The following is a 21,029-nucleotide window of genomic DNA, read 5'->3' on the forward strand; positions in this document are numbered from 1 at the left end:
CACGCACCTGTTCCACGCATTCCGGGTGGATGGCTGACGCGAAATCTTTTCGAGGATGCACGCCATGAATGAAGACACCGTCAAGGGCAACTGGAAGCAGTTCAAGGGAAAAATTATCGAGCAGTGGGGCAAGCTCACGAATGACGATTTCGACGTCATCGACGGCAAGCGCGAACAGTTCCTGGGCAAGCTGCAGGAACGCCAGGGCATCGCCCGCGACGTGGCCGAGAAGCAGCTCAGCGACTGGCAGGCCCGCCACCCCGATTTCCGCTTCAACGACTGAGGCCACGGCCCCTTCGTTTCCCGGCCCCTCCCTTCCTATTTCTATCCATTACCGATCGAGGAGAAACCCATGAAATTCACCCGCACCCTGATGGCTTCTGTCGCAGCCGGCCTGCTGGCCACTTCCGCCTTCGCGCTGACGGACGCCGAATACAAGGCTGGCAAGGAACGCATTTCCGCCGACTACAAGGCCAGCAAGCAAAAGTGCGATGGCCTGCAAGGCAACGCCAAGGACATCTGTGTGAAGGAGGCCAAGGGCGCCGAGGACGTGGCCAAGGCCGAGCTCGACGCGCAGCACAAGCCCAGCCCCAAGGCCACGCGCAAGGTCGCCGACGCGCGGGCGGATGCGGCCTACGGCGTCGCCAAGGAAAAGTGCGACGACCTCAAGGGCAATGACAAGGACGTGTGCGAGAAGGATGCGAAGGCAGCCCGCGTGAAGGCCAAGGAAGATGCCAAGGTGGCCGAGACCCAGGCCAAGCCCGCGGACAACGCCGCCGAGAAGAACGCGGCGGTGGCCGAGGCCCGCAAGGATGCCAACGCCGAAAAGAACGATGCCGCCTACAAGGCCGCCAAGGAGCGCTGCGACGCGATGTCCGGCGACCTGAAGTCCAAGTGCGTGGATGACATGAAGCGCATGTACGGCAAGAGCTGAGCGCGCAGGGCCCCGGCCCGCGCCCACCCAGGAGCCCCGCCCCGTGCGGGGCTTTTTTCATGGGGATGGCCGCGGCCCTGGGGCGGAACCCTGACCTGCATCAATATGCGGGCCGCCGCGAAAAACTAACCTCGCTCCCCTGTCTTTGACTTGGTGCACAAGGGGATTTGCATGGCTCAACTCGAATGGTCCGACGCCCTGGCCCTGGACCTGGCCCTGATGGACGACACCCACCGTGAGTTCGTCGACCTGCTGGCCGCCGTCGATGGCGCGGACGACGCGCGCCTGCTGGCTGCCTGGCAGGCGCTGGTGGAGCACACCGACCACCATTTCGCGCAGGAGGACGCCTGGATGGCCTCCACGCGCTTCGCATCGGGCAACTGCCACAGCATGCAGCACCGGGTGGTGCTGCAGGTGATGCGTGAAGGCACCGCGCGTGCGCAGCAGGGCGACCTCGCGGTGCTGCGCGTGATGGCCAGCGAACTGGCCCTGTGGTTTCCGCAGCATGCGCAGAGCATGGATGCCGCGCTGGCCCTGCACTTGCGCCGCGTGGGATTCGACCCCGTCTCGGGCGTGGTGCACGCCCCCGGGGCGCTGCCGGGCGAGCTGATCCACGGATGCGGCGGTGCGACCTGCTCGGAGGACGCGGGGGCTCCATCGCCCGCCGCCGCCTGCGCACCGCAGGAAGCGGTGGCCTGACCTTTCTCCCGCCTGCCGGTGCGCCAGGCCCGGCCAGCCGCAATGGCCGGGATGGGCAATGCGCTTCTGTTTTGATAGCTGCCAGCGCTTGCCAATCAAGCGATGGCGGCTATTTTCATCAAGAACCCGGCGCCGGGCACTCAGTGCCGCGGGCTGCGCGGCAGCAGCAGGCCCGCCATGCGCCACGACAGGTCGCGCAGCGCCCTGCGCAAGGCGGGGGAGTCGGTGGGGCCGCAGGCCGCATCGGGGGCGCCGCACGGGTGGTAGGCCGCTTCCAGCACGTGCTGCTTGGCACTGAGCAGCGCCGCCCGGTCCTGCGCCCGCAGGGCCGCCGTCAGCTGATCGCGGTGGCGCTGCACGCGCTCGGCTTCCGCCGGGGTCAGCGTGGGTACGGGTGCGCCGGTGCATGCCGCCGGGTCCGCCAGGTGCTGCGCCCAGGCTGTCGGCGCGGTGTGCGTTCTCATGCGGCCTCCGCGCGGGGTGCGGTGGGGCGGGCGGCGGGCGGGGTGGGGCGGCTTGGCGCGCCACCTTGCGACAGCCCGTACCAGTTCACCTTGCGCGTGAGCACCATCACGGCCGCCAGCACCAGGAAGAGCGCGATGGCACCGACGACCAGCGCCGTCTGCTCCAGCTGCAGCAGCAGGTACAGCAGGCCATACAGCAGCGCGATGCCGGCCCCCAGGGGAATGCCGCGCGCCAGGCTGCCCAGCATGTGGCTGGCGTAGTAGGCCAGTAGCAGCACGCAGGCGGTCGCCGCCACGGCGTAGGAGGCGCCGAACGGCAGGTGCTCCGACAGGCTCACGAGCAGCAGAAAGAAGCTGCACAGCGCGCTGCCCACCAGCAGGTACTGCACGGGGTGCACGCGCAGCTTTTTCATCAGCTCGAACAGGCCCACGGCCACGAAGGTGAGTGCGATGAACAGCACGCCGTACTTGGTGGCGCGGTCGGAGAGGGAGTAGGGGTTCACCGGGTCGACGAAGGCCACGCTGAAGCTGTCCGCGCAGTCGCCCGGCGTGGCGCCGGAGGGCGCGTCGTCGCCGCGGGCGCCGTCGTCCGCGCCCCCCAGGCAGATGCGCTTGCCGTGGGCGACATCGGCCTGCGCCGTGGTGGCCAGCGACGACAGCCGCCATTGCGCCGAGAAGCCGGTCTTCTTGACTTCCCGCTCCGATGGCAGGAAGCGCCCCGCGAACGAGGGGTGCGGCCAGCTGCTGGTCATCACCACCTCGGTGCTGCCCCCCAGGGGCACGATGGCCAGGCGCTCGGTGCCCACCAGTTCCAGGTCCAGCGTGGCGGTCAGGCCATCGGCCTTGCCGCGCACCGATTCGGGCAGCACGGCGTGCAGGCCCCGGCTGTAGGTGGGGTGGAAGGTGCCGGGCTTGAGGGCCAGGGCCTGGTCCGCCAGCGTGAGCTGCGCCGTGCGGATGCCGCGCGCGTCGCCCACGGCCATCATCGCGATGGGCGCGCCGCAGTGCATGCGCGAGTTCTTCATGGTGCTTTGCGGCTCGAGGCTGGCCAGCGACCCCCACTGCGCCGTGACGTGGGCCTTGAGGTTGTAGGTGTTCACCTTGTGCAGGCCGCGCGCGCGCTCCTCCATCGCCGCGCCCGTGCTCAGCTTGAGCTGCTCGGGCATGGCCGTGAGCAGGAACTCGCGGCGCTGCTCCACCATGCGGCGCTCGTCGCCCTTGCCGGTTTCCACGTCCCAGGTCTCCACGCAGGCGCTGTGGATCATGGGGCCCATCAGCGTCTGCGGCCCGGCCAGGCTGTCGGCCACGCTCTGCGCGGTGAGGCTGCGGTAGCGCTGGCGGTCGCGCACCACGTTGTCGATCATGCCCAGGCCAAGGAGCAGCAGCAGGGTGACGGCCGCGAGCGCGGCCAGTTTGGTGAACAGGGGGTGCTTGAACAAGAGGTCCTCCACAAGTGAATGTTGTGGAGGCAGTGTTGTGGGCCGGTGTGAGGGCGCTATGAAGTTTGTGAGGCCAGTGTGAAGTCTGGTGCCGCGCCGCCATGACCTGCCAGGTCATCGACGGCCGCGCCCCTTGCGCCTACAACCACCGCTTCACAACAAAGGGGCTGGCATGCGCCATGTGGTCGCGGTGATTCTGGGGGTGGTGGCGGTGGTCCACGCCCTGCCCGTGGTGGGGGTGCTGGGGGCGGGCAGGCTGGCGCAGCTGTACGGCACCCCGGTGCCGGATGCGGGGCTGGAGCTGCTGCTGCGGCACCGGGCCGTCCTGTTCGGGCTGCTGGCCGCTTTCATGGGGTATGCCGCCATGCGCCCCGGACTCCATCGGCTGGCCCTGGTGGCGGGGCTGGTGAGCGTGGTGTCCTTTCTGCTCCTGGCGTGGCTGCAGCGGGGCAGCGGCCTGGGCGCCCCGCTGGCCGTGGTCGTGCGGGTGGACGCGGTGGCGCTGGCCCTGCTGGTGGCGGGGGTGGCTGTGCACCTGCGCCAGCGGAGCTAGGCCGCGGCAAAGTCCAGCGTGGCGCGCAGCCCCGGTGCGGTGTTGCGCACCACCAGCTGCCCCCCGTGCAGCGCCATGACGCGCCGCACGATGGCCAGGCCCAGGCCCGAGCCGCTGCGCTCGCCCCCCGGGCGCGCCGTGGTGAAGAAGCGCTCGCCCAGGCGCGGCAGCGCGTAGTCGGGCACGCCCGGGCCGCTGTCCTGCACGGCCACGCAGCTGCCTTCCAGCTCCACCTGCACGGTGCTGCCCTGCGGGGCAAAGTCGATGGCGTTGTCCAGCAGGTTGGTGAGCGCCAGCGTCACCAGTTCGGCTTCCCAGGGGCCGCTGTTTCCCGTGCCGGCCAGCGCGAGCGTGATGCCGCGCTGAGCCGCGCGCGCGCGGGTCTGGCCGATGGCGGCGCGGGCGCAATCGTGCAGGGCCACGGGCGCACGGCCCTCGGCGTGGTGGCGCTGCTCCAGCTTGGACAGTTCCAGCAGCCGGTCGATGATGCGCTGCAGGCGCTCGCTCTGCTGCACCACCTGGGTGGCGAATTCGGCGTGGTCGGCGGCGGGCAGGTCGTCCTGCAGGAGTTCGCCCGCGCCCCGGATGGCGGCCACGGGGCTCTTGAGCTCGTGCGTGAGGGCGCGCACGTAGCCCTCGATGTAGTCGCGCCCTTCCAGCCGAGCGCGCATGCGGTCCATGGCGCGGGCCAGGTCGCCCAGCTCGCCGGGCACCTGGGGCACGGCCAGGGCCGCCATGGGCGGGGTGTCGGGGTCGCGGTGTTCGCCGTCGGCCGGCCCCTGCACGCTCAGGGCGTAGTCGCGCAGGCGGCGCACGTTCCACACCATCCACAGCGTCACGGCCACGCCCACGGCGGCCGAGAGCGCCAGCAGCAGCAGCCCGCCCATGAACACCTTGCGCTCGGCGCGGTCGATGAAGCGCTGCACGGTGCGCGTGGGCTTGGCCACGGTCAGCACGCCAGCGATCTCATTGTTCACGTAGATGGGGGCCGCCACGTGCATCACGCCGCTGGTGTCGTCGCCCTCCACGTCGCGCGTGGAGCGCGCGCCGTACTCGCCGCGCAGCGTGCGGGCCACGTCGCGCCACTGCGAATAGTCAGCGCCGATGGCGCGGTTTTCGGAGTCGAACAGCACGCGCCCCGTGGTGTCGGTCACGTAGATGCGGTAGTCCAGCGACTGCTTGGAGAAACCCCAGATCGCGGCGTCGATGGGCCGGCTCGCATAGCGGCGCACGTGCTGCGCGAACGGGCTGTGCTGGCCCGTGCCGTCGGACAGCCGGCCGGCCGCCAGGTCCTCGCTGGCCAGCTCGGCCAGGATGTTGGCCGTGTCCACCATCATGTCCTCCATCACCTCGCGCACGCTGGGCTTGATCTCGGCCATGAACACGCGCAGCACGAAGAACGCGGCGATGCCGTTGATGAGGAAAAACGCAAAGAGCAGGCGGATGCCGAGGCGCATGGATCTGTGGGGTCTGCTTCAAGAACAATATCTGTCAGCGCTTGATGGGCAAGCGCCAGTGGCCCATTTGGTTTCAGACGTCAAGGCAGTAGCCCATGCCGCGGTGCGTGCTGATGTACTCGCGCGCCGGGTCCACTTCGCGCAGCTTGGCGCGCAGGGTCTTGATGTGCGTGTCCACCGTGCGGTCGGTGCTGTCGCTGTCGTCGCCCCAGGCGGCGGCCAGCAGCGCGTCGCGCGAGTGGATGCGGCCCGCGCCGCGCAGCAGGCACGACAGGAGTCGGTATTCGCGCCGCGTCAGCGGCAGGGCCTGGCCGTGCAGGCTGATGCGCTGCCCGGCCTCGTCGTCATGGAACAGGCTGGCCGTGGCGGTGGGCGCCGCGGCAAGGCGGGTGCCCGCGCGCCGCAGCAGGGCCTTCACGCGGGCCGCCAGCTCGCGCGGGCTGAAGGGCTTGGCCAGGTAGTCGTCGGCGCCCAGCTCCAGGCCCAGCACGCGGTCGATCTCCTCGCCATGGGCGCTGAGCATGAGCACGGGAACGGCCGCGGTCTGCGGGGCGCCGCGCACATCGCGCAGCAGGTCGAGTCCGCTGCCGTCGGGCAGGCCCACGTCCAGCACCAGGAGGTCAAAGCGGTGCGAGAGCATCTGCTGGCGCGCGTCGTGCACCAGCAGGCTGTGCGTCACGGACAGCCCGTCGCGTTCCAGCGCGTACGCCACGGTGCGGGCGATGGCGGGGTCGTCCTCCAGCAGCAGAAGCCTTGCAGACATGCCTAGTCGCCCCTCGTGCTGCGAGACACCCGCGGCATACGAAACTGGCACGGTCGCGGCCGGGAAGGCCGCCGAAGGCGATTCAGGGGGTGCTCCATCTCAGCGGGAGATGAGGATGGGAAAGAGCTTGCCCAGCCCGTCGGCCATCACTTCCACGGCCAGCGCGGCCAGGATCAGGCCCATCAGCCGGGTCATCACGTTGATGCCGGTCTTGCCCAGCACGCGCGCGATCGGGTCGGCCAGCGCGAAGCACACGGCCGTGGCCAGGGCGATCACCACGCCGTAGCCCACCAGGGCGGCATGCTGCCAGAAGGTCTGCGCGCGGTCGGCGTAGATCACCACGGTGGACATGCTGGCCGGCCCGGTGAGCAGCGGGATGGTCAGGGGCACCACGGCGATGCTGCTGCCCGCGGCGGCCTTCTCGGCGCCTTCCTCGTATTCGTTGGTGCTGGGCTTGGCCTCGGCGGGCTGGGCGTTGAGCATGTTCATCGCGCTGATGAGCAGCAGCATGCCCCCGCCCACCTGGAAGCTCTGCAGCGAGATGTTGAAGAAGTCCAGGATCTGCAGGCCCAGCAGGGCGCAGGCGGCGATCACGCAGAACACGCTGAAGCTCGCCACCTGGATGGTGCGCCGCCGCTGGGGGTACGAGAAACCCTGCGTGTAGTGGATGAAAAAGGGAACGATGGCCAGCGGGTTGACGATGGCCAGCAGGGTGATCAGGGGTTTGAGGTCCATCAGGGCGCTCCGGGAGGCAGGGGGCAGGGCGGTGGATCGGGCTGGGCCCGGCAAGGCAGCGCAAGGGCGCCGCCGCCGGGCTGCTGTGCGCGAGTATGCGGTGTTTTTGGCGCGGTTTGGCGCCCGCGCATGCTGCACCGCAGCGCTCTAGCGCCCGCCCGAGACGTCCATCAGCGTGGCGGTGGTGTAGCTGGCGGCGGGCGACATCAGCCACACGATGGCCTCGGCCACCTCCTCGGCCGTGCCGCCGCGCAGCATGGGCACCTGGTGCGAGAGGTCGCGCACGCGGTCGGGCAGGCCGCCGCTGGCGTGGATGTCGGTCTCGATCAGGCCGGGGCGCACGGCGTTCACGCGGATGCCGTCGGCGGCCACCTCGCGCGCCAGCCCCAGGGTCATGGTGTCGATCGCGCCCTTGGCGGCAGCGTAGTCCACGTACTGGCCCGCCGCCCCCAGCCGCGCGGCGGCGCTGGACACGTTGACGATGCTGCCGCCGGCCCCGCCGTGGCGCGTGCCCATGCGCAGCACGGCCTCGCGCGCGCAGACGAAGCTGCCGATCACGTTGATGTCGAACATGCGCTTGAGGCGCGCCACGCCCATCGCCTCCACCCGCGCGGGCACGTCCACCACGCCGGCGTTGTTCACCAGGGCCGAGAGGCGGCCCAGCTGCGCGTCCACCGTGCGGAACATGGCCATCACCTGCGCCTCGTCGGCCACGTCGGCCTGCACCGCCAGGGCGCGGCCGCCCTGGGCGGCGATGGCGGCGACCACGGCCTCGGCGGCGCGCGCGTCGCGGGCGTAGTTGACGGCCACGGCCCAGCCCTGGCGCGCCGCCAGCCGGGCGGTGGCCGCGCCGATGCCGCGCGACCCTCCGGTGATCAGTGCTACTTTGTGGGTGTGGGTCATTGCAAGGACTCCTCTGAAAATGGCCCGCATTTGAACAGAGGTCCGCTCAGCGGCCAGAATGGCGCGTTCAGCGGGCGCCGGGACCGGAGCGTGGGGGAGCCCCGGCACCCGCGCTGGCCGCATGCCCCCGAGTCACACATCAGTCCATCAACGCAGCAAGGAGTCAATGCCATGGGTCAATTCGTCAATCTGACATCAAGCGATGGTCTCGCCGTGCCCGCCTGGGTGGCGCAGCCCGATGCGGCGCCGCGCGGTGCGATTGTGGTGCTGCAGGAAATTTTTGGCGTGAACTCGCACATCCGCGCGGTGGCCGACCGGTTTGCCGCGCGCGGCTACCTGGCCGTCGCACCGTCGACGTTTCACCGCGTGCAGCAGGATGTGGACATGGGCTACACCGGCGACGACATGAAGGCCGGCATGGGTCTGAAGGCCGCAGTCGAGGCCTTGCCCGCGCCAGGCGTGATGCCCGACATCCAGGCCGCCATCGACTACGCCGCGCAGCAAAGCGGCCGCAAGGTCGGCATCGTGGGCTTTTGCTGGGGCGGCCTGTTGACCTGGCGCGCGGCCTGCACGCTGAGCGGGCTGTCGGCGGCCGTGCCTTATTACGGCGGCGGCATGACCTCAGCCGACGAAGCAGCGCGCCACCCGCAGGTGCCGGTGCTGGCGCACTTCGGCCAGCGCGACCACTACATCCCGCTCGACACCGTGCAGGCATTTGCCCGCGCCCATCCCGAGGTCGAGGTCCACATCTACGACGCCGACCACGGCTTCAACTGCGACCAGCGCGGCAGCTACGACGAGCCTTCGGCCATGGCCGCGCGCGACCGCACGCTGGCGTTCTTCGACAAACATCTCGCCTGAGGGCCGGCACCATGGCCGCCCCGCTTCAGAGCGTGAAGCCTTTTTGGCATCTGGCGCTTGCTGGTAAGGCGCTGGTAGCTATCGGTTTGATAGCGTTCGGGGTCCAGCCTCATGCGGCCGACTATCCCGGGCCGCTGTTCGACGCCCACCTGCACTACAACGAAGAGGCGTGGGACGGCAAGAACGGCCCGCACCCGCCGGCCGACGTGCTGGGCCGCATGCAGAAAAGCGGCGTGCGGGCCATCGTGGCCAACTCCCGGCCCAACACCGGCTCGCTCACGCTGGCCGGCCTGCGCGAGACGCGCGAGGCCGGCGTCGCCGTGGTGCCCTTCGTGCGGCTGTACCGCAGCCGCGCCGACTACACAGGCTGGTTCGCCGACGAGAGCATCTACGCCATGGTGCAGGCCGAGCTGGCGCGCGGCACGGCGGCCGGGCCGTACCGGGGCATCGGCGAGTTCCACCTGTACGACAGCGCCAATGCCGACGGCCCGGTGGCCAGGAAGCTCATGGCGCTGGCCGAGGAGCGCGACCTGGTGGTGCTGGCCCATGTGGACGACGTGGCCATCGACAAGCTCATGGCGCACACCCCCACGCAAGGGCGCAAGCTGCGCCTGATCTGGGCGCACACGGGCATCGGCGGCGCGCCGGCCGAGCGGGTGGACGCGCTGCTCGCGCGCTACCCCGGCCTCGTGGGCGAACTCTCGTACCGGCCGGGCCTGGTGTGCGACGACGACCAGCTGTGCCCCGCGTGGCGCGCGCTGCTGCTCAAGTACCCCACGCGTTTTGTCGTGGGCTCCGACACCTGGGTGAACCAGCGCTGGCAGCACTATGAAAGCCTCATGCAGGGCTACCGCACCTGGCTGGGCGGCCTGCCCGCCGACGTGGCGCGCAAGGTCGCGTGGGACAACGGCGCCGGCCTGTTCGGCGTGGCGCGGCCCTGATCGATCCCCGCGCGGTCCGCGCATCCTCCTCTTTTTCAGGCCACCGGTCCCCTCCCGCACAACACCATGCTCGAGCTTCACCACGCCCCCAGCAGCGCCGCCATGGTGCCGCACATCCTGCTTGAAGAGCTGGGCACGCCCTACGCGCGCGTGCCCGTGGACATCGGCCAGCGTGCCCACCAGGCGCCCGCCTATCTGCGGCTCAACCCCAACGGGCTGGTGCCCGTGCTCACCGACGGGGACCTGGTGCTCTACGAGACGGCCGCCATCACCCTGCACCTGTGCGACACCCACCCCGCCGCGGCCCTGGCGCCCGCGCTGGGCACGGCGCAGCGCGCGCAGTTCTACAAGTGGCTGATGTGGCTCACCAACACGCTGCAGGCGACGCTCATCGTGTACTTCTATCCCCACCGCTGGGTGGACGAGGGCCATGAGGCCGGCATGCTGGAGCTGCAGCGCCACGCGGAACTGCGCATCGACGGCCTGCTGGCGCAGCTGGACGCCGAGCTGGCCCGCCACGGCGGCCCGTGGTTCCTGGGCGCGGGCTACAGCGCGCTCGACGCCTACGTGTTCACGCTGTGCCGCTGGACCCGCAACTTCCAGCGCACCGCGCCGGCCCGCAGCCGTCCCCACCTGGGGCCGTACCTGCGGCGCATGCTGGAGCGCCCCGCCGTGCAGCGGGTGCTGTTCAACGAGGCGCTGGCCGAACCCTTCGTCTGACGGCGGCGGGCAGGCGCGCTCCCCTACCTGCTCGTGCGCGCCAGATAGCGCTTGCGCCAGAACACCAGCACCAGCGCCACGGCGATGAACGCCATCGAGCCCATCGCCCACCAGAAGCCGTTGGCCTTGTGGATCAGCGGAATGAACTCGAAATTCATGCCGAAGATGCCGGCGATGAGGTTCAGCGGCAGGAACACGGCGGTGAGCGCCGTGAGGGTGCGCATGATGTCGTTGGTGCGGTTGCTCTGCACGGAAAAGTGCATCTGCACGGCGGTCTCCGTGCTCTGCTCCAGCCGCCGCACGTGGTGCACCACGCGCTCGATGTGCTCCAGCACGTCGCGGCTGCGCACCTTGAGCAGGTCCAGCTCGCGCAGGCCGGCGGGGGTGTCGGGCAGGGCCCAGGTTTCGAGGGCGTCGATCCAGTCCTGCACGGCGGTGCGCTGGTCCTCGCAGATTTCATCGAGCTTGTGCAGCGCCAGCCGCGCCTCGAGCAGCGAGCTCCAGTTCACGTAGCGGGCGCGGGGCTTGAGCAGTTCGGTCTGCCAGTGGTCCAGCTGGCGCGTGAGTTCGCGGCGCAGGTCCAGGTAGCCGTCCACCATGAGGTTGACCACGCGCAGCATCAGGTCGGCCGGGCTGGTGGGCCGGCGCGCCCCGGGCACGGGGCTGCTGCGGCCCTCGCTCGCGGGGGCGGGCGTGGCGGCCAGCAGGCGCGCGGCATACGCATCGCGCACGGCGCAGTCCGTGGGGTGCACCGTCAGCAGCAGCTGGTCGAACACCGCGAAGCCCACGGGGCTGGTGTCGATGCGGCGCAGCACCGGCGGGCCGGCCCGCTTGAGCGGGGAGGCGGCGTCGCCGGGCTGCCCCGCTTCGGCCTCCGGGCCGCCGCCCTGCGCGGTGGCCAGCCGGCGGAACACGAGCAGGTCGTACTGGGAGGTGTAGTCGTAGTGCGAGGGAAGCTGCGCGTTCAGCAGGTCGGAGACATGCAGGTCCACCAGCTGCAGCCCCACCAGGGCCTGCAGGCTCGCCTGGATCTCGGCCAGCCGCGCCTGGAAGGCCGGGCGCGCGCAGGCGATCCAGACAAAGCCCTGGGCAGGCATCTGCGTGGGCAGCTCGGCCAGCTCCTGCACGCTGCCGCTGTGGATGTGAAAAATGCGCATGCGACCCCGGGTGGCAATAAAAAGTGCTTCTGGCGCCTGTCCATCAAGCGCTGGCAGCTCTTATTTTCGGAGCAAGCGCGCAGCATCGCGCGCAAAGTAGGTCAGCACGCCGTCGGCGCCCGCGCGCTTGAAGGCCAGCAGCGATTCCATCATCACCGCGTCGTGGTCCAGCCAGCCATTGGCGGCGGCGGCCTTGATCATGGCGTACTCGCCGCTCACCTGGTAGGCGAACGTGGGCACCTTGAATTCGTCCTTCACGCGGCGCACGATGTCCAGGTAGGGCATGCCGGGCTTGACCATCACCATGTCGGCGCCCTCGGCGATGTCGATGGCCACCTCGCGCAGGGCCTCGTCGCTGTTGCCGGGGTCCATCTGGTAGACGTTCTTGTCGGCCTTGCCCAAGGCGCCGCGCGTGCCCACCGCGTCGCGGAAGGGGCCGTAGAAGGCGCTGGCGTACTTGGCGCTGTAGGCCATGATGCGGGTGTGGATGTGGCCCTGCACCTCCAGCGCCTCGCGGATGGCGCCGATGCGCCCGTCCATCATGTCGCTGGGCGCGACGATGTCCACGCCCGCCTCGGCGTGCGTGAGCGCCTGGCCGGTGAGGATCTCCACCGTGTCGTCGTTGATGATGTAGCCGGTGTCGTCGAGCACGCCGTCCTGGCCGTGGCTGGTGTACGGGTCCAGCGCCACGTCGGTCATCACGCCCAGGCCGGGGAATTCCTTCTTCAGCGCGCGCACCACGCGCGGGATCAGGCCGTCGGGGTTGAGCGCCTCCTTGCCGTCGGGTGTCTTGAGCGCAGGGTCGATGGCCGGGAACAGCGCCAGCACCGGAATGCCCAGCTGCACGCAGTCCTCGGCCACGGGCAGCAGCAGGTCCAGGCTCAGGCGATCCACGCCGGGCATGGAGGTCACGGCCTCGCTGCGGCCCTGGCCCTCGTGCACGAACACGGGGTAGATCAGGTCGTGCGGCGTGACGGCGTTCTCACGCACCAGATTGCGGGTGAAGGCATCGCGGCGCAGGCGGCGCGGGCGGTTCTGGGGGAAGGGGGCGGGGCTTTGGAGATGCATGTGAAGATTATCCCCCTGAGCCGCTGCGCGGCTTCCCCCAGAGGGGGACGCACCCGGTGGACCGGCAAAGCCGGATCCACGGGTGCACTGGCATGGCGGAGCGCCCGTTGCCAAACGCTGGCGCCGCAGCGCCGCGCCCTGGAAATGCCGCTTGTAACACCTCTTGCCCGGTGCTAAATTGGCGCCGGGCGGCTTGCTGCCCCCCGCTTTCCCTCCCTGAGCGGGGCCTTGGATTGCAGCGATGCAAAACAGGCTTTCCCGGCCCGGCGGATTTGCCGGGCTTTTTTTTGGCGTGGCCCCGGCGGCATGGTGCGGGCCCTTAAACTGCCCCCATGCTCTGGGTCAAAGCCTTTCACATCGTCTTCGTGGCCAGCTGGTTTGCCGGCCTTTTCTACCTGCCGCGCATCTTCGTCAATCTGGCGATGGTGGCGCCGGGCTCGGCCGCGGAGCGTGACCGCCTGCTGCTCATGGCCAGGAAGCTGCTGCGCTTCACCACGCTGCTGGCCGTGCCCGCGCTGGCGCTGGGCGCGTGGCTGTGGATGGGCTATGGCATCGGGCGCGGCCCGGGCAACGGCTGGATGCACGCCAAGCTGGCGGTGGTGCTGCTGGTGATCGGCTACCACCACGCCTGCGGTGTGCTGCTGCGCAAGCTGGCCAACGGCACCAGCCGCAGGAGCCATGCGTGGTTCCGCTGGTTCAATGAAGTGCCGGTGGTCCTGCTGCTGGCCGCCGTGGTGCTGGTGGTGGTCAAGCCGTTCTGAAGTGGGCAGCTCCCTGCGGCGCCGCGCGCCTTCTCCCTGGTCCCTTCTACCGGCCCGCTGCGGTGGCCGGGCCCCGCGCGGCGCCCCTGCCCTGTACCGCGCCCGTGCTTGCGGGGCACGGGTGACGCATGGCGCCATGGATGGCTGAGACGGCATGCACAAGACCTCCGCCTGGCCTCTGGCGCTGATCTACACGGCGCTGATCGTCTTCGCCAGCCTGTTCCCGTTCGACGGGTGGCGCGCGCAGGGCATCGATCCCCTGGTGTTCCTGCTGGCGCCGTTGCCGCCGCCGTACTGGACGGGCTTCGACATCGCCACCAATGTCGTGGGCTATGCGCCGCTGGGTTTTCTGCTGGTGCTGGCCATGCTGCGCTCGGGCTGGCGGCGCGGCGCGGTGCTGCTGTCCACGCTGGTGGGCGTGCTGCTGTCGCTGGCCATGGAGTTTCTGCAGATCTACCTGCCCCGGCGCGTGCCCTCCAACCTGGACCTGCTGCTCAACGCGGCGGGGGCGCTGGTGGGGGCGCTGAGTGCCGCGCTGCTGGAGCGCGCGGGCGCCATCGACCGCTGGAGCGACTTCAGGGGGCGCTGGTTCGTCGCCGATGCCAGCGGCGCCATCGTGCTGCTGGCGCTGTGGCCCCTGGCGCTGCTGTTCCCGGCGGCCGTGCCGTTCGGGCTGGGCCAGGTGCTCGAGCGGCTGGAGGCCGCGCTCATCGAGCTGCTGGCCGATACCCCGTTCCTGGAATGGCTTCCGCTGCGCGACGCCGCGTTCGACCCGCTCTCGCCCAGCGGCGAGCTCCTGTGCGTGACGCTGGGCCTGCTGACCCCCTGCCTGCTGGGCTACTGCGTGATCCGCTCCGTGGGCCGGCGCGCGCTGTTTGCCCTGGGGGTCGTGGCCGTGGGCGTCACGCTCACCGCGCTGTCGGCCGCCCTGAGCTGGGGGCCCGTGCATGCCTGGGAGTGGATGGGCCTGCCCACGCGCGTGGGCGTGTGGGGTGCGCTGGCGCTGGCGCTGCTGCTGCTGGCGCTGCCCCGGCGTGCCTGCGCGGCCGTGCTGCTGGTCGCGCTGGTCTGGCACCTTGCGCTGCTCAACCAGGCGCCCACCAGCGCCTACTTCGCGCAGACGCTGCAGATCTGGGAGCAGGGCCGGTTCATCCGTTTTTACGGCCTGGGCCAGTGGCTGGGCTGGCTGTGGCCCTATGCCACGCTGCTGTATGTGCTGTTGCGCGTGTCCCGGCGCGAGTCGCAAACCTAAAATGGGTGGATGAGCGACACCAACCCCTCGCCGGCCGCAGCGCCCGGCTACTACCAGCGCCACATCTTCTTCTGCCTGAACGACCGGACCAACGGCGAAGACAGCTGCGCCCACCACAACGCCCAGGCGGGCTTTGACCGCTGCAAGGCGCAGGTCAAGGCGGCCGGCCTGGCGGGCGCCGGCAAGGTGCGCGTGAACAAGGCGGGCTGCCTGGACCGCTGCGCGGCCGGCCCCGTCGCGGTGGTCTACCCCGAAGGCACCTGGTACACCTATGTCGACGATGCCGACATCGACGAGATCGTCGAGTCGCACCTCAAGAATGGCCAGATCGTGGAACGCCTGGTGCCACCGGCGGAACTCGGGCGCTGAAAGCGCCTCCATCCTGGACTTTGGAATGATTTCAGCCGCTGGCGCACGACTGCCGTGCGCTAACAGCTATTGATTGAGTAGCAATTCGTGAATGCCCAAACCGAACGCCTGAGCTTGTCCGGCGCCGCTGGCGCCATCGAGGCCGTGCGCGATGCCGCCGCGCCCGACGGCGGTGCGCCTCCCCGGGGCGTGGCCATCATCGCGCACCCCCATCCCCTCTTTGGCGGCACCATGGACAACAAGGTGGTGCAGACGCTGGCGCGCGCCTTCGTGCAGTGCGGCTGGACGGCGGTGCGCTTCAACTTCCGGGGCGTGGGCGGCAGCGAAGGCGTGCACGACGAAGGCCGGGGCGAACTGCAGGACCTGCTGGCCGTGGTGGAGCAGGTGGCGCCCGCGGGCGACGCGGGGCCGCGCATCGCGCTGGCGGGTTTTTCGTTCGGCGCATTCGTCACCAGCCACGCGCTGGCCGCCCTCTGGCCGCAGGGCCGCGTGGACCACGCGGTGCTGGTGGGCACCGCGGCCAGCCGCTTCACCGTCGCCCCGGTGCCCTCCGACGCCCATCTGCAGACCCTGGTCGTGCATGGCGAGCAGGACGACACCGTGCCGCTTTCCGCAGTGATGGACTGGGCGCGGCCCCAGATACTGCCTGTCACAGTCATTCCCGCGGGCGGCCATTTCTTTCACGGACAATTGCCGCTTCTGAAGAATCTGGTGGTGCGCCACCTTCGGTCGGGGGGCTGAAACGCCCCGGCCGCGGCAGGCCACGCCGCCGCGCCTTCCTCTTCCTGTCCCGTCTTTCTTCTTCATTCCCTTTTTTCCTTGAGCCTTTCCAGCCCCCTATTGCCCCATGAAACGAATCCTGTCCGCGCTGCGATCCCTGGCCGTCCTTACAGCGGTGGCCCCTGCCGCCTTCGGGGCCTTTGCCCAGGCGCCACAACCTCCCGAAATCGCCGCGCGCACATACCTGCTGGTGGATGTCACCGCCAACCAGGTGCTCGCGGCCAAGGACATCGATGCTCCCGTCGAGCAGGCCTCGCTCACCAAGCTCATGACCGGCTACCTGGTGTTTGATGCGTTGCGCGCCAAGAAGATATCCCTGGAGCAGAAGCTGCCCGTGAGCGTGCGCGCCTGGAAGATGCCCGGCTCGCGCATGTTCATCGACCCCAAGATGCAGGTGCCGGTGGAAGACCTCATCAAGGGCATGATCGTGCAGTCGGGCAACGACGCCACCATGGCGCTGGCCGAAGGCGTGGGCGGCACGGCCGAGAACTTCGTCAAGCTCATGAACGACCAAGCCCAGGCACTGGGCATGAAGGGCACGAGCTACAAGAACCCCGAAGGCCTCACCGAACCCGGCCACACCACCACCGCGCGCGACCTTTCCGTGCTGGCCATGCGCCTTATGAAGGACTTCCCGGAGTACATGCACTACTACTCCACCAAGCAGTACAGCTACCCCGGCACTCCCGCGTCGAACGGGAGCAACCGCAATTCGCTGCTGTTCCGCGACCCGACGGTGGACGGGCTCAAGACCGGCCATACCGCTGCCGCGGGCTACTGCCTGGTGGCCACGTCCAAGCGTGAATTCCCCGGCGTGGGCCAGCGCCGCCTGCTGTCCATCGTGCTCGGGGCCGCCAGCGAAAATGCGCGTGCGAATGAAAGCCAGAAGCTGTTGAACTGGGGCTATACCGCGTTCGAGGCCGTCAAGCTGTTCGAGGCCGGCAAGCCCGTGGCCACGCCCGCCGTCTGGAAGGGCACGGAAAACACCCTCAAGATCGGCCGCGAGGAAGCCATCGTCGTGGCGGTGCCCTCGGGCAGCGCAGGCAAGATCACCACGCAGATCGCACGGCCCGACCCGCTGGTGGCACCGTTCACCAAGGGCCAGTCCGTCGGCCACCTCAAGGTGATGCTGGGCGAGCAGGCCCTGGCCGAGGTGCCCCTCATCGCGCTCGAAGGCGTGGATCAGGCGGGGATCCTGGGCCGGGCCTGGGATGCGATCCGGCTGTGGATCAAGTAGCAGGACCATCCCCCTGAGGCGCTGCCGCGCCTTCACCCCGTCTCCCGAATGGCTGCGCCATTCGGGAAGGGGCGCGCAGCCAGTGCAGCGGGGCGGCCCTTGCACGGCTGCTCTGGCATGGGTCGCACGCTTTCAAGAGCGGCGGGCAATGTTGGCGTACCGGGATGGGTTTTAAGGGGAACGCCCCACGGCACTTGCCCGTTGGGGTCCATGCTGCTACATTAGAAGGCTTTTCGGAATTTCCGAAGGGTTTCACGTTTTCGTTTTTTACGTTTAGGGACGTATTTCATGCCAACCATCAATCAACTAGTCCGTCAGGGGCGCGAGGTCGAAAAGATCAAGTCCAAGAGCCCTGCGATGGAGAACTCCCCCCAGCGCCGCGGCGTGTGCACCCGTGTGTACACCACGACGCCAAAGAAGCCTAACTCCGCTCTGCGGAAGGTCGCCAAGGTTCGCCTGACCAACGGTTTCGAAGTGATTTCCTACATCGGCGGTGAAGGCCACAACCTGCAGGAACACAGCGTGGTGCTGGTTCGCGGCGGTCGTGTCAAGGACTTGCCCGGTGTGCGTTACCACATCGTGCGCGGTTCGCTCGACTTGCAAGGCGTGAAAGACCGCAAGCAATCGCGCTCCAAGTACGGTGCCAAGAAGCCCAAGGCCAAGTAAGCCCTGCGCTTTTGCACAACAGAATTTTCGGTGCTGTCTCCCGCGTGGCGCGGTGATGCAGCGTAGTGACCCCAAACGCAGGTGTTCTGCGCGGGTCGAGTAAGTGGGAGTCCTGATTGGCTCTCGCGGTGTCTGAAAAGATGCCAACTGAAGCAAAGATAGAGGTGAAAAATGCCACGTCGTCGCGAAGTCCCCAAACGTGAAATCCTGCCGGATCCCAAGTTCGGCAATGTAGAGCTGTCCAAATTCATGAACGTGATCATGGAAGGCGGCAAGAAGGCAGTTGCAGAGCGCATCATTTACGGCGCCCTGGAACTGATCGAGAAGAAGCACCCTGACAAGGACCCTCTGGAAGCGTTCACCGTTGCCATCAACAACGTGAAGCCCATGGTCGAAGTGAAGTCCCGCCGCGTGGGCGGTGCCAACTATCAGGTGCCCGTCGAAGTGCGCCCTGTCCGTCGCCTGGCCCTGTCCATGCGCTGGATCAAGGAAGCCGCCCGCAAGCGCGGCGAGAAGTCGATGGCCCAGCGTCTGGCCAACGAGCTGCTCGAAGCCACCGAAGGCCGTGGCGGCGCCATGAAGAAGCGTGACGAAGTGCACCGCATGGCCGAAGCCAACAAGGCATTCAGCCACTTCCGCTTCTAAATCGACGAACTGCCCTCGTCGCCAAGCGCAAGGCTGCCGGCATTCTTGCCTGCAGCCTTGTGGCGATTGAGGCGGTCACAAAATTGACGGGTCGCAGCGCCACAATGCTGGGCCCTTCCCCTGAATAACACGACCCATCCAAGGATCCACCATGGCTCGCAAGACTCCCATCGAGCGCTACCGCAATATCGGTATCTCGGCCCACATTGACGCTGGCAAGACCACGACCACCGAACGTATCCTGTTCTACACGGGCGTGAGCCACAAGATTGGTGAAGTGCACGACGGCGCTGCCACCATGGACTGGATGGAGCAGGAACAAGAGCGCGGCATCACGATCACCTCGGCTGCCACGACCTGCTTCTGGAAGGGCATGGACAACTCCTACGAAGAGCACCGCTTCAACATCATCGACACCCCCGGTCACGTGGACTTCACGATCGAAGTGGAACGTTCGATGCGCGTGCTCGACGGCGCCTGCATGGTGTACTGCGCCGTGGGTGGCGTGCAGCCCCAGTCGGAAACCGTCTGGCGCCAGGCCAACAAGTACAAGGTGCCCCGTCTGGCCTTCGTGAACAAGATGGACCGTACCGGTGCCAACTTCTTCAAGGTCTACGAGCAGATGAAGCTGCGCCTGAAGGCCAACCCCGTGCCCGTGGTGATCCCGATCGGCGCCGAAGACAAGTTCACCGGCGTGGTCGACCTGCTCAAGATGAAGGCCATCCTGTGGGATGAAGCCTCGCAGGGCATGAAGTTCACCTACGAAGAAATTCCAGCCGACCTGGTCGCATCCGCCAAGGAATGGCGCGAGAAGATGGTGGAAGCCGCTGCTGAAGCCTCCGAAGAGCTGATGAACAAGTACCTGGAAGAGGGCGACCTCTCCGAAGCCGAGATCAAGTTCGGCCTGCGTACGCGCACCATCGCCACGGAAATCCACCCGATGCTGTGCGGTACCGCTTTCAAGAACAAGGGTGTGCAGCGCATGCTGGACGCCGTGATCGACTACCTGCCAGCACCGACGGACATTCCTGACGTGACCGGCACGGACGAAGACGAAAAGCCTGTCACCCGCAAGGCGGATGACAACGAGAAGTTCTCGGCCCTGGCATTCAAGCTGATGACCGACCCGTTCGTGGGCCAGCTGACCTTCGTGCGCGTGTACTCCGGCGTTCTGAGCAAGGGCGACACCGTCTACAACCCCATCAAGGGCAAGAAGGAACGTATCGGCCGTATCGTGCAGATGCACGCTAACGAGCGTCAGGAAGTCGAAGAAATCCGCGCCGGTGACATCGCTGCCTGCGTGGGCCTGAAGGACGTGACGACCGGTGAAACGCTGAGCGACATCGACTCCCAGATCATTCTGGAGCGCATGGTGTTCCCTGAGCCCGTGATCACGCAGGCCGTGGAACCCAAGACCAAGGCCGACCAGGAAAAGATGGGCATCGCGCTGCAGCGCCTGGCTGCAGAAGATCCATCCTTCCGCGTGAAGACCGACGAAGAATCGGGCCAGACGCTGATCGCCGGCATGGGCGAGCTGCACCTGGAAATCATCGTGGACCGCATGAAGCGTGAATTCGGCGTGGAAGCCAACGTGGGCAAGCCCCAGGTGGCCTACCGCGAAACCATCCGCAAGACGGTGGAAGAAGCCGAAGGCAAGTTCGTGCGCCAGTCCGGCGGCAAGGGCCAGTACGGCCACGTCGTGCTCAAGATCGAACCCAACGAAGCCGGCAAGGGCATCGAGTTCGTCGACGCGATCAAGGGCGGTGTGGTTCCTCGCGAATTCATCCCGGCCGTGGAAAAGGGTATCAACGAAGCCGTCACGCAAGGCGTGCTGGCCGGCTACCCCGTGGTGGACGTCAAGGTCACGCTGCACTTCGGTTCGTACCACGATGTGGACTCGAACGAACTGGCGTTCAAGATGGCTGCCATCTTCGGCTTCAAGGAAGGCTGCCGCAAGGCCAACCCCGTCATCCTGGAACCCATGATGGCCGTGGAAGTGGAAACGCCTGAAGACTACGCCGGCACGGTGATGGGCGATCTGTCCTCCCGCCGTGGCATGGTCCAGGGCATGGACGACATCCCGGGCGGTGGCAAGGCCATCCGCGCCGAAGTGCCGCTGTCGGAAATGTTCGGCTACTCGACCTCGCTGCGTTCCGCGACGCAAGGCCGCGCCACGTACTCGATGGAATTCAAGCACTACAGCGAAGCGCCTCGCAACGTGTCCGAAGCCATCATGGCTGCACGCGCCAAGTAAGCGCGTCGAGTGAAAGGTCTGCCCTGGGCAGCCTTTCCTCTTTTTTTTGAGTCAAATTGGCTGCTGGCGCTTGTCTATAAAGCGCTAGCAGCTATTAAAACAGTAGCAAAATTCTTGCAATCTGCGACCCGGTGCCGTCCTGTTGCCCTGTGCGGGACGAACCAGCAATCGGGTGCAGACGTTAAACCCCAACACAGGCATTGCTCTTTGGAGATTCAAAATGGCAAAAGGTAAATTCGAACGGACCAAGCCTCACGTCAACGTGGGCACGATCGGCCACGTGGACCATGGCAAGACGACGCTGACGGCGGCCATCGCCACCGTGCTGTCCGCCAAGTTCGGCGGCGAAGCCAAGGCATACGACCAGATCG

Annotated in this window: 24 protein-coding genes; 16 read left to right on the plus strand and 8 right to left on the minus strand. The window is 67.9% G+C overall.

Annotation, left to right across the window (positions count from 1 at the left end; translation table 11 throughout):
- The first annotated feature begins 64 nt into the window (after positions 1 to 64).
- The 3 genes from KW843_RS18890 (at position 65) to KW843_RS18900 (ending at position 1,633) form a co-directional block, all read left to right on the plus strand.
- Complete coding sequence (locus KW843_RS18890; RefSeq protein ID WP_218296689.1) at positions 65 to 283, plus strand: CsbD family protein; 219 nt, start codon at positions 65 to 67, stop codon at positions 281 to 283.
- Positions 284 to 352: 69 nt separating this feature from the next.
- Positions 353 to 934, plus strand: coding sequence for a hypothetical protein (locus KW843_RS18895; RefSeq protein WP_218296690.1), 582 nt, complete (start codon positions 353 to 355; stop codon positions 932 to 934).
- Between the two features lie 171 nt (positions 935 to 1,105).
- Positions 1,106 to 1,633, plus strand: a complete 528-nt coding sequence (locus KW843_RS18900; RefSeq protein ID WP_218296691.1) for a hemerythrin domain-containing protein — start codon at positions 1,106 to 1,108, stop codon at positions 1,631 to 1,633.
- Between the two features lie 140 nt (positions 1,634 to 1,773).
- Here KW843_RS18900 and KW843_RS18905 read toward each other — a convergent pair whose 3' ends face one another.
- Positions 1,774 to 2,097: a hypothetical protein gene (locus tag KW843_RS18905; RefSeq protein WP_255590917.1), complete on the minus strand. Its 324-nt coding sequence runs from the start codon at positions 2,095 to 2,097 to the stop codon at positions 1,774 to 1,776.
- Entirely contained in the window at positions 2,094 to 3,536 is a 1,443-nt protein-coding gene (creD, locus tag KW843_RS18910; RefSeq protein WP_218296692.1) for a cell envelope integrity protein CreD, read from the minus strand. Before creD ends, KW843_RS18905 begins: the two co-directional genes overlap by 4 nt.
- A 172-nt stretch (positions 3,537 to 3,708) precedes the next feature.
- On the opposite strand from creD, the gene KW843_RS18915 reads away from it, so the two are divergent.
- Complete coding sequence (locus KW843_RS18915) at positions 3,709 to 4,089, plus strand: phosphopantetheine adenylyltransferase (RefSeq protein ID WP_218296693.1); 381 nt, start codon at positions 3,709 to 3,711, stop codon at positions 4,087 to 4,089.
- Here the strand turns inward: KW843_RS18915 and creC are convergent.
- The 4 genes from creC to KW843_RS18935 all read right to left on the minus strand — a co-directional run bounded on the left by creC (position 4,086) and on the right by KW843_RS18935 (position 7,947).
- Positions 4,086 to 5,546 carry a two-component system sensor histidine kinase CreC gene (creC, locus tag KW843_RS18920; protein ID WP_218296694.1) on the minus strand — a complete coding sequence of 487 codons (1,461 nt, stop codon included), beginning with the start codon at positions 5,544 to 5,546 and terminating at the stop codon, positions 4,086 to 4,088. The two genes, KW843_RS18915 and creC, sit on opposite strands and share 4 nt — an antisense overlap.
- 73 nt (positions 5,547 to 5,619) lie before the next feature.
- Complete coding sequence (gene creB / locus KW843_RS18925) at positions 5,620 to 6,309, minus strand: two-component system response regulator CreB (RefSeq protein WP_218296695.1); 690 nt, start codon at positions 6,307 to 6,309, stop codon at positions 5,620 to 5,622.
- 99 nt (positions 6,310 to 6,408) lie between these two features.
- Entirely contained in the window at positions 6,409 to 7,044 is a 636-nt protein-coding gene (locus KW843_RS18930) for a MarC family protein (protein ID WP_218296696.1), read from the minus strand.
- Between the two features lie 147 nt (positions 7,045 to 7,191).
- Entirely contained in the window at positions 7,192 to 7,947 is a 756-nt protein-coding gene (locus KW843_RS18935; protein WP_218296697.1) for an SDR family oxidoreductase, read from the minus strand.
- 171 nt (positions 7,948 to 8,118) lie between these two features.
- Here KW843_RS18935 and KW843_RS18940 point away from each other — a divergent pair, with 171 nt between their 5' ends.
- From KW843_RS18940 to KW843_RS18950, 3 genes are all read left to right on the plus strand, one after another.
- Positions 8,119 to 8,808 carry a dienelactone hydrolase family protein gene (locus KW843_RS18940; RefSeq protein WP_218296698.1) on the plus strand — a complete coding sequence of 230 codons (690 nt, stop codon included), beginning with the start codon at positions 8,119 to 8,121 and terminating at the stop codon, positions 8,806 to 8,808.
- A gap of 11 nt (positions 8,809 to 8,819) precedes the next feature.
- Positions 8,820 to 9,749, plus strand: a complete 930-nt coding sequence (locus KW843_RS18945; RefSeq protein WP_255594809.1) for an amidohydrolase family protein — start codon at positions 8,820 to 8,822, stop codon at positions 9,747 to 9,749.
- 66 nt (positions 9,750 to 9,815) lie between these two features.
- Positions 9,816 to 10,469: a glutathione S-transferase family protein gene (locus KW843_RS18950; protein WP_218296699.1), complete on the plus strand. Its 654-nt coding sequence runs from the start codon at positions 9,816 to 9,818 to the stop codon at positions 10,467 to 10,469.
- Between the two features lie 23 nt (positions 10,470 to 10,492).
- Here KW843_RS18950 and KW843_RS18955 read toward each other — a convergent pair whose 3' ends face one another.
- Positions 10,493 to 11,626, minus strand: coding sequence for a magnesium transporter CorA family protein (locus tag KW843_RS18955; protein ID WP_218296700.1), 1,134 nt, complete (start codon positions 11,624 to 11,626; stop codon positions 10,493 to 10,495).
- Positions 11,627 to 11,686: 60 nt separating this feature from the next.
- On the minus strand, positions 11,687 to 12,694 hold the full coding sequence (hemB, locus tag KW843_RS18960; protein ID WP_218296701.1) for a porphobilinogen synthase: 1,008 nt from the start codon (positions 12,692 to 12,694) through the stop codon (positions 11,687 to 11,689).
- A 332-nt stretch (positions 12,695 to 13,026) separates the two neighbouring features.
- On the opposite strand from hemB, the gene KW843_RS18965 reads away from it, so the two are divergent.
- The 9 genes from KW843_RS18965 to KW843_RS19005 all read left to right on the plus strand — a co-directional run.
- On the plus strand, positions 13,027 to 13,455 hold the full coding sequence (locus KW843_RS18965; protein WP_218296702.1) for a CopD family protein: 429 nt from the start codon (positions 13,027 to 13,029) through the stop codon (positions 13,453 to 13,455).
- A gap of 154 nt (positions 13,456 to 13,609) precedes the next feature.
- Positions 13,610 to 14,707 (plus strand): VanZ family protein, encoded by a 1,098-nt coding sequence (locus KW843_RS18970; RefSeq protein ID WP_218296703.1) that lies wholly within the window; start codon positions 13,610 to 13,612, stop codon positions 14,705 to 14,707.
- Positions 14,708 to 14,716: 9 nt separating this feature from the next.
- Positions 14,717 to 15,076 carry a ferredoxin gene (locus KW843_RS18975; RefSeq protein ID WP_218296704.1) on the plus strand — a complete coding sequence of 120 codons (360 nt, stop codon included), beginning with the start codon at positions 14,717 to 14,719 and terminating at the stop codon, positions 15,074 to 15,076.
- 87 nt (positions 15,077 to 15,163) lie between these two features.
- Entirely contained in the window at positions 15,164 to 15,817 is a 654-nt protein-coding gene (locus KW843_RS18980) for an alpha/beta fold hydrolase (protein WP_218296705.1), read from the plus strand.
- Positions 15,818 to 15,923: 106 nt separating this feature from the next.
- Positions 15,924 to 17,093 (plus strand): D-alanyl-D-alanine carboxypeptidase family protein, encoded by a 1,170-nt coding sequence (locus KW843_RS18985; protein WP_218296706.1) that lies wholly within the window; start codon positions 15,924 to 15,926, stop codon positions 17,091 to 17,093.
- A gap of 288 nt (positions 17,094 to 17,381) precedes the next feature.
- On the plus strand, positions 17,382 to 17,759 hold the full coding sequence (gene rpsL, locus KW843_RS18990; RefSeq protein WP_007851137.1) for a 30S ribosomal protein S12: 378 nt from the start codon (positions 17,382 to 17,384) through the stop codon (positions 17,757 to 17,759).
- A 171-nt stretch (positions 17,760 to 17,930) separates the two neighbouring features.
- Complete coding sequence (gene rpsG / locus KW843_RS18995) at positions 17,931 to 18,404, plus strand: 30S ribosomal protein S7 (protein WP_005798541.1); 474 nt, start codon at positions 17,931 to 17,933, stop codon at positions 18,402 to 18,404.
- Between the two features lie 151 nt (positions 18,405 to 18,555).
- Positions 18,556 to 20,658, plus strand: a complete 2,103-nt coding sequence (gene fusA, locus KW843_RS19000; protein ID WP_218296707.1) for an elongation factor G — start codon at positions 18,556 to 18,558, stop codon at positions 20,656 to 20,658.
- Between the two features lie 220 nt (positions 20,659 to 20,878).
- The coding region (locus tag KW843_RS19005; protein WP_255577894.1) for a GTP-binding protein at positions 20,879 to 21,029 on the plus strand (151 nt) is incomplete at its 3' end.

The organism is Acidovorax sp. sif1233 (assembly GCF_019218755.1).
Taxonomy (GTDB): domain Bacteria; phylum Pseudomonadota; class Gammaproteobacteria; order Burkholderiales; family Burkholderiaceae_C; genus Acidovorax.

Coding starts and splice junctions, on each gene's coding strand:
- KW843_RS18965 (WP_218296702.1), top strand. CDS start 13,027: ATGCTCTGGGTCAAAGCCTTTCACATCGTCTTCGTGGCCAGCTGGTTT.
- KW843_RS18975 (WP_218296704.1), top strand. CDS start 14,717: ATGAGCGACACCAACCCCTCGCCGGCCGCAGCGCCCGGCTACTACCAG.
- KW843_RS18955 (WP_218296700.1), bottom strand. CDS start 11,626: ATGCGCATTTTTCACATCCACAGCGGCAGCGTGCAGGAGCTGGCCGAG.
- creC (WP_218296694.1), bottom strand. CDS start 5,546: ATGCGCCTCGGCATCCGCCTGCTCTTTGCGTTTTTCCTCATCAACGGC.
- KW843_RS18950 (WP_218296699.1), top strand. CDS start 9,816: ATGCTCGAGCTTCACCACGCCCCCAGCAGCGCCGCCATGGTGCCGCAC.
- KW843_RS18940 (WP_218296698.1), top strand. CDS start 8,119: ATGGGTCAATTCGTCAATCTGACATCAAGCGATGGTCTCGCCGTGCCC.
- KW843_RS18915 (WP_218296693.1), top strand. CDS start 3,709: ATGCGCCATGTGGTCGCGGTGATTCTGGGGGTGGTGGCGGTGGTCCAC.
- fusA (WP_218296707.1), top strand. CDS start 18,556: ATGGCTCGCAAGACTCCCATCGAGCGCTACCGCAATATCGGTATCTCG.
- hemB (WP_218296701.1), bottom strand. CDS start 12,694: ATGCATCTCCAAAGCCCCGCCCCCTTCCCCCAGAACCGCCCGCGCCGC.
- KW843_RS18895 (WP_218296690.1), top strand. CDS start 353: ATGAAATTCACCCGCACCCTGATGGCTTCTGTCGCAGCCGGCCTGCTG.
- KW843_RS18905 (WP_255590917.1), bottom strand. CDS start 2,097: ATGAGAACGCACACCGCGCCGACAGCCTGGGCGCAGCACCTGGCGGAC.
- rpsL (WP_007851137.1), top strand. CDS start 17,382: ATGCCAACCATCAATCAACTAGTCCGTCAGGGGCGCGAGGTCGAAAAG.
- KW843_RS18970 (WP_218296703.1), top strand. CDS start 13,610: ATGCACAAGACCTCCGCCTGGCCTCTGGCGCTGATCTACACGGCGCTG.
- KW843_RS18985 (WP_218296706.1), top strand. CDS start 15,924: ATGAAACGAATCCTGTCCGCGCTGCGATCCCTGGCCGTCCTTACAGCG.
- KW843_RS18930 (WP_218296696.1), bottom strand. CDS start 7,044: ATGGACCTCAAACCCCTGATCACCCTGCTGGCCATCGTCAACCCGCTG.
- KW843_RS18935 (WP_218296697.1), bottom strand. CDS start 7,947: ATGACCCACACCCACAAAGTAGCACTGATCACCGGAGGGTCGCGCGGC.
- KW843_RS18945 (WP_255594809.1), top strand. CDS start 8,820: ATGGCCGCCCCGCTTCAGAGCGTGAAGCCTTTTTGGCATCTGGCGCTT.
- KW843_RS18890 (WP_218296689.1), top strand. CDS start 65: ATGAATGAAGACACCGTCAAGGGCAACTGGAAGCAGTTCAAGGGAAAA.
- KW843_RS18900 (WP_218296691.1), top strand. CDS start 1,106: ATGGCTCAACTCGAATGGTCCGACGCCCTGGCCCTGGACCTGGCCCTG.
- rpsG (WP_005798541.1), top strand. CDS start 17,931: ATGCCACGTCGTCGCGAAGTCCCCAAACGTGAAATCCTGCCGGATCCC.
- creB (WP_218296695.1), bottom strand. CDS start 6,309: ATGTCTGCAAGGCTTCTGCTGCTGGAGGACGACCCCGCCATCGCCCGC.